A 13,822-nucleotide genomic window follows, 5' to 3' on the forward strand; every position below is an offset into this window, starting at 1 on the left:
GTGGTTGGATCTAGCGGCCTGCCAACACAGTCCGGGCCCTCACCGTGATGGCCGCCCCGAGAACCAGGGCAGCAGCGACGGCCGCCGCGACCGCCGTCGGGAAGGACTCGGGTGCATCGGTACTGCGGCCGACCGTGATCCAGACGAGGCCCCACGCGATGGCGGCTGCCAGGGCGAGGCGCCCGTGTCCTTTGATAGCCAAGGCGACACCGACGACCGCCACCACCACGAGCACAGCGACGGACCAGATCTCAGGACGCAGTCCGAAGCCCAGAAAACCAAACGCTTTCAAAGCTGCTGCGATGTTGGCGCACACGGCCACGCTGGTCCAGCCCAGATACAACCCCAGGGTTCCGTCCACCACAACTGCCTCAACCCACGAGGCAGCGCGGCTCTGGCTGTAGCGAAGGAACGCCAGGACGAGGGACACCAGCAGCGCCAAGATCACCAGAACACTGACGAAGAGCCACCCAGCCTGCACGGACAGGATCCACGCGGCGTTCAGGACCATGGACACGGCCACGATCCAGCCGAGGGAGCGCTGCCGCGGATTGGCCTGCTGGGACGGCAGCCACTGCCACACCGTGTAGGCAACAAGGCCGGTGTACACCACGGACCAGATGGAGAACGCGGGGGTGGCCGGAGCCAGCAGAGTGGAGTCGGCGGACAAAGCCCCGCCCGCTGCCTGCGCAATCGGGGTGCCGCCGAACACCCCCACGCCGATCATCGAGCCGATGATGCAGACCGCCAAGCTCACGGTGACCGTGATTTGCCGGGCGAGGTCGGAGCTTGCTGTTGCCATGTGCAGTGCCTCTTTCCTGGTGCTGCGTGGGTGTGGGATGGACGGTGTCATGCATTCACGAGGTCCTTGACCTAGTATCAAAATGCTAGTGAATCAAGCTTTACGCTTATCGAAGGAACATCGGATGGACTCGGAAGGCCACTCAAAGGGCTACTGGTACGGCAAAGACCCAGGTCAGAAGGCCATTGCCATTGACGTACTGAACGCCCTGCGCGACTACCGCGCCTCCGAGCAGGCGATGCGCCGGAGGACGCGTTCGTCCATGGGAATGGGTGAGAAGGACCTGCTGGCCCTGCGTTATTTGTTCGAGGCAGAGGCCGCCGGCAAGGTGATGAAGCCGAAGGACTTGGGCGACAAGCTGGGGATAACGTCGGCGTCCATGACCACCCTGATCGACCGTTTGGTGGAATCCGGCCATATTCGCCGCGAACCCCACCCCACTGACCGGCGGGCCTTGATCCTGAAGGCCACTCCCGGTTCAGACCAGGAAGTGCGGCACACCCTGGGCGGAATGCACCGCCGGATGCTGGATGCGGCGTGCGCGTTGAGCCCGGACGAATCCCAGATCGTGGTGAATTTCCTCCAGCACATGCGCGAGGCCCTGGATACCCTTGACGAAGAGCCCGGGGACCAGCCCCGTTCATGATGTGAGGCTCCACTGCAGGATCAGTATCAGGGTCACCAAAAACCCTGAACCGTAATTGAGCCAGATGAACCGCCGCCAGGCCACATTGGTGCGTGCCGCCGTCGTATCCGTCACGTTCCTGTAAGGCGCGCAGTTAACGATGTACGGGACGGCGATGATCGCCGCCAGGGGTCCGGGCCACGGCGTGGCCAACATTGCCAGACCGGCAACAAACCAGAGCACGACGGCGAGCCTCACCGTTCGTCGGGCACCGATGACTGTCGCTATGGAGCCGATGCCGGCCTGCCGGTCGGGCTCGATGTCCTGGACGGCGCCGAAGGCGTGCGCGGCCATGCCCCACAGGAAGAACGCCGCCAGCACGACGATCAAGCCCGGTGTCACATTGGCGCCGGCCAAGGCAAGGCCGACGACGGCGGGACTCACGAAGTGCGTGCTGGACGTCAGCGAGTCCAAGACCGGGCGTTCCTTGAAGCGCAGGCCGGCCACGGAGTAGGCCACAACGGCGAAGGCGCTGACGGCCAGGCTCAGCCATGCGGCTGGTCCTCCGGCGACGGCGAGCAACAGCAGGAACGGCACATTGGTGATCGCCGCGAGCCACAGCATGGGCCGGTGCAACCGGGGCTGGAGCAGCGCACCCTCGATCCCACCCTTGCGCGGATTCTTCAGGTCCGACTCATAATCGAAGACATCGTTGATCCCGTACATGGCCAGGTTGTAGGGGATCAGGAAATAGAACGTGCCGACAACCAGCACCCAATCGATCTCGCGGGTGGTCAGGAGCATGGCCGCGGCGAATGGGTAGGCAGTGTTGATCCAGCTGACCGGGCGGGATGCGAGCAATGCTTGGGGGACAAGGCCCTTGAGCCCCGGTTCCGCGCCGCCCTCGCTGGGTTGCTTGCGCTTGCGCGTCAACCACATCCACAGTCCTGGAAGTGCCACGACGCCGGCCAGCGGATAGGCGAAATCCTCGATCGGCGCGAGTCCTACCTTGACGCCAAGGATGTGCGATGCGTCGTAGTGGAAGAGCTCCATGCCGATCATGACGGAGTCGAACACAGCGGTCAGGACAACCAAGGCCGCGAACGCGAGGCCAACCGCTTTCCAATGCCTGCCTGCCTCGCCGGGAAACGCGCCATGGCGGGCAAAAACCACGCCGGCCACCACTGCCGCCGCGATGAAGACGAGCGCGAGCCACAAGTACGTCATACGTTCACCCGCTCCCGCTGCTTCCCGCTGCGGGTGGACGGGATCCGGTCAAGCAGCCGCCGGGAGCCTGTGTACAAAACCATCGTGCACAGCACCAGGAAAAGCAGGAAGACTGGCTCCTCGATGGGCAGCTCGGGGGCGATCAACAGACCTGTCGCGATGGTACCTTCACCGCGCAGGAAGATCCCCAAGCCGATTCCGGCCAGGTCCCAGAAGAGAAGGAACAAGACCCCGACGGCGGTGACGATCGCCGCTGCTTTGGCATCGCGCCAGAAAAACAGGCGGAAGCGGTGGTCCAGCAGGAGCATGCAGCCGATCCCGAGCAGCAGCGAGAGCAAATAGAGGACACCCATCAGCCAATCCTGCTGGCTACGGGCCTCACCGTGGTGGGGCCGGGACTGTGGTCGCCGCGGATCCGCTTCAGTACCAGCTCTGCACTGATGAGGCACATCGGTACCCCCACGCCGGGGGCAGTGGTGGCGCCGGCGTAGTAGAGGCCACGCACACGCTTGGAGGCGTTCTGGGCCCTGAACATTGCGCTCTGCCTTAGCGTGTGTGCCGGTCCCAGCATGCCGCCGCGCCATGAGTTGTACTCGTGGACGAAGTCAGCGGGGCCCGTGGTGTGCCGGACAACGATCCTCTCGCGGAGGTCCGGGATGTTGGCCCAACGGGCGATCTGGTCGATGGCGGCGTCGGCGGTCCGCTCGATGAGGGCATCGCCGCTACCGTCGGGACCACCGGCGCCAAGCTGCGGATCGGCCGGGACGGGAACCAGGACGAAGAGGTTTTCGTGGCCCTGCGGGGCGACGCCGGAGTCGGTGGCGCTGGGTTTGCAGACGTAGATGGAGGCGGGGTCGGGGATGCTGGTCTCCTCCCCGAAGATCGCGGCGAAGTTCGCCTCCCAGTCCCGCGTGAAGAACAGGGAGTGGTGGGGAAGTTCCGGCAGCGAACCCTTCACGCCAAGCATGACCAGGACTGCGCCGGGACCGCTGGTGCGGCTCTGCCAGTACTTGCTGTTGTAGCTCCGGTCCCTGACACCCAGCAGTTGGGTTTCGGTGTGGTGCAGGTCGGCGCCGGAGACCACGAGGTCCGCAACGCTGTAATGCTCCGCACCGGCATGGTCGCGCCACTTTACCCCGGTGACCTCCCGGCAGTCCTTCCCGGAAAGAGGAGCAGGGAGCCTGACGCCATCGAAGCGGCCCAGCTTCTTGGTCCGGGAGGCCTCGCGCGTGGTGATCTTTTGGGCTTCCGCTCCGGTGTGGATCCTGACGCCGGCGTCCACTGCCAGCGCCTCAAGCCGGCCCACGAGCTCGTGGAACCCGCCCATCGGATACTGCACGCCGTCGCCCAGGTCCAAGGCACTCATCAAGTGGTACATGGCGGGAGCAGCTGCGGGGTTGGTGCCAAGGAAAACCGCCGGGTATCCGAGGACCTGACGCAGAACAGGGTGCTGGAACCGCTGGGAGACGTACTTATCGAGGGGCGTCAGGAGCAGTTGCGCGAGCCTGGGCAAACTCCGCACCACCTCCGGATGGAGCAGTGCCTGCAATTTGGTGAACGGGTTATAGAGGAAAAAGCGTTCCGCCATCTCCGTCGTGTGCCTGGCGGAGGCGAGGTAGGAGGTGAGCTCCTTCGCGCTGCCAGGCTCAACTCCCTCGAAAGTCTCCAAGACCTGATCGCTGCCCAAGGGGACCGTCAGGGGGTCCGGCCGCACGCCGTCGTGGTTTGGTTCGCTGAAGACGCGGTACGCGGGACTGAGGGTGTGAAGGTCCAACTGTTCGGCAGCGCTGGTGCCGAGCAACCGGAAGAAGTGGTCGAAGACTCCCGGCATCAGGTACCAGGAAGGGCCGGTGTCCCACCGGAAGCCGTTCCGTTCAAGGCTGCCCGCGCGCCCGCCAACCCGGTCGCGCTGCTCGAGGAGCTGGACCTCGTGTCCTTCATGGGCGAGGAGTGCGGCCGTGGCAAGCCCCGCGATGCCACCGCCGATCACCACTGTCCGGGTCATCGGTGCAACTCCATCCAGGTAGAGGCGACCGCGCGGGCGGCGAGGCCGGCCTTCACGGCGTCCGGAACCCGCACCCGGTGGCGGTACAGCTCGTCCACGGTTGTCTGTTCAATCCGGTCCGTCAGTGCGGAGAACAGGGCCAGGGCGCTGCGGACTGCCGCCCGGGCGTCGCGCGGCAACAGCGGAATGACGGCGTTGGCATCGGCCAATTGGGACCGGATGGTGCTGACCCATTCCATGCGATCGCGGTCCTCAAGGTGGTCCGAGGTGCCGAGGTAGCTGCGGCCCAAGCGGGTGGTGTCGTCGGCGAGGTCCCGCAGGAAGTTGATGTTTTGGAAAGCAGCGCCCAACCTGCTGGCACCATGCTGCAAAGCCGCTGCGTCGCCGTCGTCGATGTTCTCATCCCGCATGAAGACGCGCAGGCACATCAGCCCCACCACCTCGGCGGAGCCGTGGACATAGCCGTCGTGGGCATCGGCATCGAAGCGGAGGGGTGCCGGCTGTTGCGAAGACGCGCGTGAGCCGGTGCCCTTGAGAGAGTCAGTGCGCTCGCCGAGGTCCATGCGCATGGAGTCAAAGAACGGATCGATGAGCGTGTCATCGATGCCCGCAGTCCGGGCCGTTTGGGCAAATGCATGGACGATGAGGTCGCTGCTGTAGCCGAGTTTGACGGCGCGGTGGGTCTCATCAATGAAGTGGGCCAAGGCGTCGCACTGTTCCTGGTAGCTGAGGCCGGCTTCGGCAGTGACGCCATCGACGAGTTCGTCCGCCACCCGCACCAGCGCATAAATATTGCGGACGTGTTGGCGGTGCCTTGGTCCCAGCAGCCTGCATGCCAGGCCGAAGGACGTGGAGTAGGCGGCGATGACCTGGTTGGCCGCGCGCTCGGCTGTCCGGGTGAAATGGATGAACGAGGTTTCGGTGGCGACGCTCATGATTGCCGTCCTTCCAGCTGCCCCGCAAGGTCAAGCAGTACATTGCGTGCGCCCGGCGGAATCGTGCTTGTCAGCAGTGTGTTGAAGGCCTGTACCTGGTCTTCGATGAGGCCCTGGACAAAGGCTTCCGCCCCGCAGTCGCTGAGGTGCCGGCGAACATGCTCGCCTTCGTTGCCATTTAGCCTGGGCCTGCCGAAGTAGGGCTCGATGTCCGGCCACGTGCTGGTGGTGCGGGCATGGGCGATGATGGCGGTTTCCTTGCCTTCCCGGAGGTCCGAAAAAGGATCTTTGCCGTGGCGGCGGGGATCTCCGAACGTGGACAGGAGGTCGTCCTGGAGTTGGAACGCGAGCCCCAGATGCCGGCCTGCAGTTGCCAGGGCAGTCTCGACGGCGAAGTCGGCGCCGGCCAGGGTCGCGGCCGCCCGCAGCGGGAGTTCGAAAGTATAGGTGGCGGTCTTGTAGCCGCACATGACCAGGATGGTCTCGAGGTCCGGGGCAATGATGCCGTCGCCCAGGCCGACATCCAGTTGCTCACCGGCAACGGTCTCGTTGATGGTGTGTTCCAGGAGGTCCAGCAGGCGCAGACGCGGTTCCCGGGGTAGATCGGCACGCGCAAAGGCTTGGTGCGTGGCGGCGAGCAGCATGTCACCCATCAGTATCCCGCCGGTTTGTGCCCAGTGCAGTCCGCTTCCGCTGCGTGCGCCATGGGTGTTGTCCGGGAGTTCGCCGGCCTCCGCGAGGAGGGAACCAATCAGGTTCGGGTGCCCGCGGCGGACGAGGTCGCCGTCGATCACGTCATCGTGGAGGAGGAAGGCATAGTGGAGGAGTTCGACGGCGGCGGCGATGTTGATGGCGGTTTCGCGCTGTTTGGAGCCGGCCTGTTCCAGGGCGTCGAACATTTCCATGAGCAGCAAGGGCCGGACGAACTTGCCGCCGAGCACATTCCGGCCTGCCAGCGCCCATAGCCGTGCGAAGTTGGGGCCATAGGCCGCTGCCGCGCTGGCCCTCTTGCCGATAAGTCCGCCCAGTTCGTTTTCGATGGCGGCGCAGAGATCGGTACGGCTTCGAATGGCGCCGGAGGTGACGGTCATGCGTCGGCCCCAGCTTGGAGGGGCAACGCGCGCGCTTTGAGGAGCTGCGGGAACTGCAGCCCGAGCCAGGGGCTGAAAGCGGACGGCGTGTGCTCCAAAGCGTCAGCGAGCAGCGAGGGCGAAATCCAGGCCCAGTCAGCGACCTCGGCGGGATTCGGGTGCAGTGCGCCGCTGATCCGGGCCACAAAGACGGGGCACACTTCGTTCTCCACGATGCCCGTGGGGTCCACCGCCCGGTAGCGGAAATCGGGGAGGACGAGTTCGATCCGGTTCGCGTCCACCCCGAGTTCGAACTGCGCACGCCGCAGCACGGCGTCTTCGAAGTCTTCGCCCGGTCCAGGGTGTCCGCAGAAGCTGTTGGTCCAGACTCCCGGCCAGGTCTTCTTCTCAGGTGAACGGCGGGTCAGGAGAATTTCGCCGGCCTCGTTGAGCAGGTAGCAGGAAAAGGCCAGATGGAGTGGGGTTTCCAGTGTGTGCACACTGCTCTTCGGGGACTCCCCGATGGGAGCTCCGGCGTCATCAAGGAGGACCACCATCTCTGTCGCGTTCATCTTGCGCCTTCCTCCCACACCCTGTGCCTTAGAGAAACTTGAATATTGCTAGACAAGCTAGAAGAAAGGCTACCATGTAGGAAGTTAGGTGTAACATACTCAACATGTCCAGTCCAGAACAGATTCCTGAAGAAGCCGGGACCCCGGTTTCCTTCGGGATTTACCATTTGGACGCCAATGATCCGAACCACGAACTGGTGGATCGCTCAGGTCTGTCCGAATCTGATGTTGAGCAGATCAGTGACCTCATGGCTGCACTGGGAAGACTGCGAGAGGCCGAACAGCGACTCTCCGACGCCTCACTGCGGTACATGAAACTCAACCAATCAGACATGCGCGCACTGCATTACCTGATCATCTGCGCCAACCATGGCGTGATTGCCACCCCTGGCGCAATAGCCGCCCAGCTTCACATTTCGACGGCGTCCACCACCAAGCTGCTTGATCGGCTGGAACGCGCGGGCCACGTCACGCGACACGCCCACCCCTCCGACCGCCGCGCGCTTGCCATCGCCATCACGCCCGCAACGCACGACGCTGCTATGCGGACAGTCGGGCGGCAGCAGGCCAAGCGTTTTCTGGCTGCGGCCCGACTGACGCCCGCGGAACGTGAAACGGTGATGCGCTTCCTGGACGACATGGCCCGGGAAATCGAAGTGACCGAAGAGGCATGGGCAGGGAGCTAGCCAGCTACTGCAGCGAGGGCTAGTACAGGAAGATCGGCAGCCACTCCCGGTTGTGGGCGTGCACCAGCGCCAGGAACAACACGAAGTCAAAAAGCAGGTGCACCGACACCACGTAGGTGAACGACTTGGTCAGCTTGAACGTGTGGCCCTGCAGCAGTGCGAAGGGGAACGTCAGCAAGGGACCCCAGGATTGGTAGCCGATCTCCCAGAGGAATGAGGAGAACACCACGGCCTGCAGGAGGTTGGCCAGCCAATCCGGGAAGTGCTGGCGGAGCAGGGTGAACGTGGTGCAGATGAAGAATAACTCGTCCCAGATCCCCACGGCATTGACGCCAACGAAGAGCCGCCAGAAGACGTCGGGATCGGAAGCATCGGGCCAGTTTTGGTACACGCCGGTGCTGATCAGGTAGACGGGAAGAATGAAGTAGCCCAGTGCCACTACGCCAACCAGGTACAACTTTGCGGCCAACGGCCACTTACGGCCGGTGTTGACGGGGAACTTGATGATGTCTTCGCGATACACGAAGCGGGACACCAGCCAGGGCACCACGACAGCCAGCGCCAGCGCACCACCCATGAGGGCCATGTGTTCGGTGCTGAGGTCCGCGTTGAGGGGGACCTGGCTGAAGATGAACATGCCCGCAGCTATCAACGCGAGGTGACGCATCAACCGGTAGTCGATGAAAGCGGCCGTGACGACACCCGCGAGCAGCAGGCCGTACCCGAGAAGCTCGTTGCCAAAGGCGAAGAGCGGTACACCGGATAAGGAAAGCAACGCTGCGGGCAACAGTTTCCAGCTGACCGCGGTGCGGGATGCTTCCGTTGAGATGGACGTCACCCCCTAAGCATCTCAGGGCTTGTGGCGCTGCGACACGGTTTTGCGCGTCTGGAAAAGCGCACCGCCACAACGTCGGAGGGTTCTTCTGTATTATTCGTGACAGGGCCCACAGATGGGTCGGTCGGGTAGTTGTCTGGCTCAGCCAGCGGGGGATACACATAAAGGAATAGCCGATGGCTCAAGAAGAGGGCTCTCTCTCACCGGACGGCGGTGCGGAATCCGTACGCCCGAACGGCGTTGACGCGTCACCGCCCGCTGGGGCGACCGTATCTGCTGAAACGACCGCGTCTGCCGCAGCGACCATGCGCGAGCAGGTGAAGGACATTATCGAGTCCATCCTTGCCGATTCTGAACCGCGCAGCGAAGGCGCCAGAATCAAGCTCCGCGAGTTGGTGGAAGCAAATCCGGACGATCCTGCGGGGGCCCTGCTGGAGCACCTGCTGGAAACGCGCAAGGAGCCTTCATCGGCAGCCGCCGTCCCCGTTCAACTTGAATCCTCCAGCGTCCACCTTGAGTCCGTTGGCGCCGCCCGGACCGTTTCAGTCCCCGTCAGCCACGAGGTGCGCGAAGGTATCCAGGCGATCCTCGCGGACAAGCTCCTCCTGACGGCCTTCCAACCTGTCCATGCACTCCCAACCGGCGATGTGGTTGGCGTGGAAGCATTGACAAGGTTCGTCGGAGAAGATGGTGCCGGCGCCGACGTCTGGTTCAACGAGGCTGCTGCCGCTGGGCTGGGGACCGAGTTGGAGATTGCTGCGCTGCACTGCGCGCTGACGGCGGCGCACGACGTCCCGGACAACATGTCTGTTGCACTGAACCTCACTCCGGCAACTTCCAGTGACCCGAGGGTGCGGAACCTGCTGGCCGCCGCGTCCCTCGCCCCGGACCGGATCATTGTTGAACTGACCGGCAGCCTGGCGGATGTTGAGGCCCAAACCGGCAACGACGGACTGGGGCCGCTGCGCACACTCGGCCTGCGGGTAGCCATCAGCGCATCCGGCGCAGCTTTGGTCTCCTTGGAGCGGGTGGAACAACTGCGCCCCGACATCATCAAACTGGACCGGCACCTGATTGAGGGCATCGAAGGCAGCGAGGGGCAACGGATCCGGGCCCGGGCCATCGTTGAGCTTGCCAGGGAGATCGGTGCCGAAGTCATTGCAGTCGGCGTCGAAACCGCGGAAGAACTCCAGGAAGTCACCGCGCTCAAGATCACCGCAGCCCAGGGATACCTCTTGGGACGCCCTTCGGTTCACCCCCTGGACTGGTCGGCTTGGAGCATCCGCGCGCAAGCGGAAGCCCAGCCTGCAGGCTAGGTGTCCGCGATGTGCCGGGGATCGTTGCCAACGAACGTTCCGGGAGGCATCCCGGCGCCAAAGACAGGGCCCGGGTCCGGTCGCTTGGGGTGACGGCCGTCGTCGGCATTCCGCTGCGTCAGGCGGCGCACCACCCACGGAAAGAGGTGTTCGCGCGCCCAGACGATGTCGTCCGCCCGTGCTTCGCGCCAGTTGCGCTCGGGCAGGGGTTTAGGCGTTAGGGGCTCCAAGGAATGTGGGACATTCAGGGTATCGAGCACCATGGTGGCGATGGTGTGCTGCCCCAGCGGCGAGAAATGCAGCCGATCCGGGTCCCACATCCGGGGATCGGTGAGTCGGCGCAGCGCCCACAGATCCGCCACCACAGCGTCATGGCGGGCAGCTACTACCCGGATGTTCTCGTTGTAGATGGCAACCTTGCCGCGGGCCAGGCCCAACACCGGGGTAGCGCCCCAGTCCGGCCCGGTGAACAGCAGGATGGCGGCGCCGGTGGAGGCAAGTTCTGCCACGCCTGCGTCCAGTTCCAGCGCGAGTTTGTCGGGGTCGCTCCTATGGAAGAGCAGGTCATTGCCGCCGGCGTTGAGGGTGATCAGATCCGGCTTGAGGTCCAGTGCCGGGCCCACTTGCTCTTCGAGGATCTGATGGAGCAGGCGTCCGCTGATCGCCAGGTTCGCATAGGCGAAATCATCGTGACCGGCGCTCAATTCTTCCGCCACCCGGTCCGCCCACCCGCGGAGGCCGCCGGGGCTCCGCGGCTCCGGATCGCCTAAACCCTCGGTGAACGAGTCGCCCAAAGCCACATAACGGCTCCACGGGTGCAGGCCGGCCCCGAAGCTGCCGGAACCGCCCTGTGACCATCCATTGGCACTCTGGGCGTTCATCCCCCCATAGTGCGCTTAGTCGACCCGCTGCGCCATGGGTGGAGTGGCTAGATCCACTGTGGCGCTGCCGGTGTGATGCTGTTGTTGTTGGGTCCGGTTGCTGTGACGCCCGTAGTTCCGCGGCCGGTGGCCCATTCGACGACGGCGGGAAGGGAGCCGGTGATGATCGTCGGGTCCGTGGCGGTGGTGTCGCCGAACGTGAGGTCGGTGCCGTTCCCGGCAGTGTTGGTGGCCTTGATGACGAGTCCGGTGTCTGTGCCGCGGGTTTTCCAGGCGCCGGTGATGTCTTTGAGCAGACGTTCGAGGACGAGGGCTGGGATGTCGTTGAACGTGGCTCCGTTGTCCAGGTCAATGGCGTGGATCCAGACTTCGCGGGTGCGCATCCACACGGTTTCCGAGGCGGGGACTGTGCGGCCTTGGGCGGTGCGGACTTCGTTGGCCCAGTTCGCGTCGGGCAGGTCGCGCCATTCGACGGACAGGTGCACCGCGGAGTGGTCGAACAGGTTCCGCAACGCAATCGGAGACAGGGTCGCGCCGAAGTTGATTTCGTGGTTCCGCGCCTCGGGGGAGGGATACATGGGCGTTTCGACGCCGGTGGCAGCCCATTCGATCAGGCGTGCGATTGCACGGGCGTTGTAGCCGACGTGTGCCACGACGTGGCGGCGGGTCCAGTCCGGAAGGCGGGTGCCGCCGTCGAGCTCTGCATCGGTGAGTTCGTTGAGTTTGCGGGCGAAGAACGCGGTGCCCCGCCGCGCCTGCAGGAGGTCTTCCTGCAGGCCCGGATCGGTGGCGAGGTCGTGGCGGGCTGCCATCAGGCTTCCTTGACCACGCGGTTGTTCAGTTGGCCCAGGCCCTCGATGGTGGTGACCAGGAGCTGGCCTTCCTGCAGGTACCTTTTGGGGTCCTGGGCGTGGCCGACACCGCCGGGGGTGCCGGTCGCGATCACGTCACCGGGGTTCAAGGTGATGATCGTGGAAATATACGAGACCAGGAACTCCGGAGTGAAGACGAGGTCGCCGGTGGGGGTGGACTGCTGGATTTCGCCGTCCACGGCGGAGGTCATGAGCGGGCCGGCGGTGAATTCGTCGCGGGTGACCAGGGCCGGGCCGAACGGGGTGGAGTTCTCCCACGTCTTGCCCTGCAGCCACTGGATGGTGCGGAACTGGTAGTCCCGCATGCTGATGTCGTTCAGGACCGCGTAGCCGGCGATGTGGTCGGCGGCGTCTGCCTCGGCGATGCGGCGGCCCTTTTTGCCGATGATGACGGCGAGTTCGGCTTCCCAGTCCACGGTGTCCGATTCCTGCGGCAACGCCAGGTCATCATTCGGGCCGATCAGCGATTCCTGGTACTTGGCGAACAGGGTGGGGTGTTCGGGGATGTCCCGGCCCATTTCCTTGATGTGGTTGCGGTAGTTGTGGCCCACGCAGATGATCTTTCCCGGTGCGGGCACGACGGCGGCCAGGTCCGCGCCGTCGGCCGCGTGCGTTGCGCCGTTGGCCGCCGCAGCGGTGGTTTCCCAGGCGGGGTCCGCCAGCAGCGCGCCGACATCGGCGAAGCCTGGGATTTCGGTGAGGGTGTCGCCGTCCTGACGGACGGCCTTGGTTCCGGTTTCGGTGCGGAGGGTGAGGAGTCTCATTTACTTGCGTCCTTCGGTGTAGCTGCGGTTGAAGTTCAGTCGTTCGAAGATGGGGGCGTCGCTGAAGCGGAACAGATCAAACCCTGGCTGGTCAGCGTCGGCGGTCAGGGACCACTCCTGCCAGGACGGGACCACGAACAGGTCACCCCTGGCCAGCTGCTTGGTTTCACCGTTCAACACCACGGAGCCGGTACCCTCGAAGACCTGCCAGACACTGGAGCCGACCTCGCGGAGCGGCTCGGTGGAGGCGCCGGGACGGAGGCGGTGGAACTCGGCCCGGATAGTGGGCATAACGTCCCCGCCCGTGGTCGGGTTCGAGTACCGGACGGCAGCGTGGCCCTGGGACACCGTGGCCGGGTGGCCCTCATCCTCCAACAACAACTGCTCACGGAGGGCAGCGTCGGTGTGTTCCCAGCGGTACGCCGCGATGGGGGAGTTGGTCGTGTCATCCAACCCGGACAGGGGACGCAGGCCCGGGTGGGCCCAGAGCCGTTCGGAACGGGAAATATCCGGGGTCGCTTCGTCGGTGACGCGTTCGGTGCCGAACTCGAAGAACCCGGCATCGGCGTAATGCACGAACGGGATGTCGAGGCCGTCGATCCACGCCATGGGCTGGTCGGTGTCATTGTGGTGGCCATGGAAGTTCCACCCCGGGGTGAGCAGGAAATCGCCGCGGCGCATCGCCACCGGATCCCCGTTCACCACGGTCCACACGCCTTCACCCTCCACCACGAAACGGAACGCGTTCTGGGAATGGCGGTGCTCTGGAGCGACTTCGTGTGCGCCGAGGTACTGGATGGCGGCCCACAACGTCGGAGTCGCGTACGGGGTGCCGGCAAGGCCCGGGTTCGCCAGGGCAATCGCGCGGCGTTCCCCACCTCGGCCCACCGGAACCAGATCCCCGGCACGGGCGGCCAACGGGTACAAGTCATTCCAGCGCCACACATGCGGAACAGCCTTCGGAGTAGGGACCATCGGCATCAAATCACCGATCTCCGTCCACAAAGGCACCATGTTCCCCGCAGCGAAATCCTTGTACAGCTGCTCCAACTGGGCAGCTTCCTCCGGAGTCGGCTCCGGCAAGGCGTGGCTGGCGGCCACGGATTCATGGGTCGTGTTCTCGGCGCTGATGGACACGTAGGCCTCCTCGATAGGGTCCGAACAGTTTTTGGCGTAGTTCGACCCTAGGGATGCCAGGCTGCGACATCGAGTCAATTCTGCTGTACAGAATT

15 protein-coding genes are annotated in these 13,822 nt (G+C 64.5%); 3 read left to right on the forward strand and 12 right to left on the reverse strand.

Annotated elements, in window-relative coordinates; genetic code table 11:
- Nucleotides 1–10: 10 nt before the first annotated feature.
- Complete coding sequence (locus J3D46_RS06270; RefSeq protein ID WP_253465797.1) at nucleotides 11–802, reverse strand: tryptophan-rich sensory protein; 792 nt, start codon at nucleotides 800–802, stop codon at nucleotides 11–13.
- Between the two features lie 124 nt (nucleotides 803–926).
- Here J3D46_RS06270 and J3D46_RS06275 point away from each other — a divergent pair, with 124 nt between their 5' ends.
- Nucleotides 927–1,448 (forward strand): MarR family winged helix-turn-helix transcriptional regulator, encoded by a 522-nt coding sequence (locus tag J3D46_RS06275; protein WP_253465800.1) that lies wholly within the window; start codon nucleotides 927–929, stop codon nucleotides 1,446–1,448.
- Here J3D46_RS06275 and J3D46_RS06280 read toward each other — a convergent pair.
- The 6 genes from J3D46_RS06280 to idi are packed head-to-tail and all read right to left on the reverse strand — an operon-like array spanning nucleotide 1,443 to nucleotide 7,236.
- Nucleotides 1,443–2,654, reverse strand: a complete 1,212-nt coding sequence (locus J3D46_RS06280) for a prenyltransferase (RefSeq protein ID WP_253465803.1) — start codon at nucleotides 2,652–2,654, stop codon at nucleotides 1,443–1,445. The genes J3D46_RS06275 and J3D46_RS06280 overlap by 6 nt on opposite strands.
- Complete coding sequence (locus J3D46_RS06285; protein WP_253465806.1) at nucleotides 2,651–3,007, reverse strand: lycopene cyclase domain-containing protein; 357 nt, start codon at nucleotides 3,005–3,007, stop codon at nucleotides 2,651–2,653. Before J3D46_RS06285 ends, J3D46_RS06280 begins: the two co-directional genes overlap by 4 nt.
- The gene (gene crtI, locus J3D46_RS06290; protein ID WP_253465809.1) at nucleotides 3,007–4,659 is read right to left on the reverse strand and encodes a phytoene desaturase family protein; all 1,653 of its coding nucleotides are present in this window, start codon (nucleotides 4,657–4,659) and stop codon (nucleotides 3,007–3,009) included. Before crtI ends, J3D46_RS06285 begins: the two co-directional genes overlap by 1 nt.
- Entirely contained in the window at nucleotides 4,656–5,594 is a 939-nt protein-coding gene (locus tag J3D46_RS06295; protein WP_231341428.1) for a squalene/phytoene synthase family protein, read from the reverse strand. Before J3D46_RS06295 ends, crtI begins: the two co-directional genes overlap by 4 nt.
- Nucleotides 5,591–6,685 (reverse strand): polyprenyl synthetase family protein, encoded by a 1,095-nt coding sequence (locus tag J3D46_RS06300; RefSeq protein WP_253465812.1) that lies wholly within the window; start codon nucleotides 6,683–6,685, stop codon nucleotides 5,591–5,593. The genes J3D46_RS06295 and J3D46_RS06300 overlap by 4 nt, the downstream gene beginning before the upstream one ends.
- A complete protein-coding gene (gene idi / locus J3D46_RS06305; RefSeq protein WP_231341430.1) occupies nucleotides 6,682–7,236 on the reverse strand; it encodes an isopentenyl-diphosphate Delta-isomerase in 555 nt (184 codons plus the stop codon). The genes J3D46_RS06300 and idi overlap by 4 nt, the downstream gene beginning before the upstream one ends.
- A 104-nt stretch (nucleotides 7,237–7,340) precedes the next feature.
- Here idi and J3D46_RS06310 point away from each other — a divergent pair, with 104 nt between their 5' ends.
- On the forward strand, nucleotides 7,341–7,922 hold the full coding sequence (locus J3D46_RS06310; RefSeq protein ID WP_253465815.1) for a MarR family winged helix-turn-helix transcriptional regulator: 582 nt from the start codon (nucleotides 7,341–7,343) through the stop codon (nucleotides 7,920–7,922).
- A gap of 19 nt (nucleotides 7,923–7,941) precedes the next feature.
- On the opposite strand, the gene J3D46_RS06315 is transcribed toward J3D46_RS06310, so the two are convergent.
- Nucleotides 7,942–8,760, reverse strand: coding sequence for a CPBP family intramembrane glutamic endopeptidase (locus tag J3D46_RS06315; RefSeq protein ID WP_253465818.1), 819 nt, complete (start codon nucleotides 8,758–8,760; stop codon nucleotides 7,942–7,944).
- Between the two features lie 173 nt (nucleotides 8,761–8,933).
- Between J3D46_RS06315 and J3D46_RS06320 the strand changes: the two genes are divergently transcribed.
- Nucleotides 8,934–10,073 (forward strand): EAL domain-containing protein, encoded by a 1,140-nt coding sequence (locus tag J3D46_RS06320; RefSeq protein ID WP_253465822.1) that lies wholly within the window; start codon nucleotides 8,934–8,936, stop codon nucleotides 10,071–10,073.
- Here the strand turns inward: J3D46_RS06320 and J3D46_RS06325 are convergent.
- The 4 genes from J3D46_RS06325 to J3D46_RS06340 are packed head-to-tail and all read right to left on the reverse strand — an operon-like array spanning nucleotide 10,070 to nucleotide 13,727.
- Nucleotides 10,070–10,954, reverse strand: coding sequence for an SGNH/GDSL hydrolase family protein (locus tag J3D46_RS06325; protein WP_253465825.1), 885 nt, complete (start codon nucleotides 10,952–10,954; stop codon nucleotides 10,070–10,072). The genes J3D46_RS06320 and J3D46_RS06325 overlap by 4 nt on opposite strands.
- A gap of 47 nt (nucleotides 10,955–11,001) precedes the next feature.
- A complete protein-coding gene (locus tag J3D46_RS06330) occupies nucleotides 11,002–11,766 on the reverse strand; it encodes a maleylpyruvate isomerase family mycothiol-dependent enzyme (protein ID WP_253465828.1) in 765 nt (254 codons plus the stop codon).
- On the reverse strand, nucleotides 11,766–12,590 hold the full coding sequence (locus J3D46_RS06335) for a fumarylacetoacetate hydrolase family protein (RefSeq protein WP_253465831.1): 825 nt from the start codon (nucleotides 12,588–12,590) through the stop codon (nucleotides 11,766–11,768). Before J3D46_RS06335 ends, J3D46_RS06330 begins: the two co-directional genes overlap by 1 nt.
- Nucleotides 12,591–13,727: a cupin domain-containing protein gene (locus J3D46_RS06340; protein ID WP_253465833.1), complete on the reverse strand. Its 1,137-nt coding sequence runs from the start codon at nucleotides 13,725–13,727 to the stop codon at nucleotides 12,591–12,593.
- Nucleotides 13,728–13,822: the final 95 nt, after the last annotated feature.

This window comes from Paenarthrobacter sp. A20 (genome assembly GCF_024168825.1).
Lineage (GTDB): Bacteria > Actinomycetota > Actinomycetes > Actinomycetales > Micrococcaceae > Arthrobacter.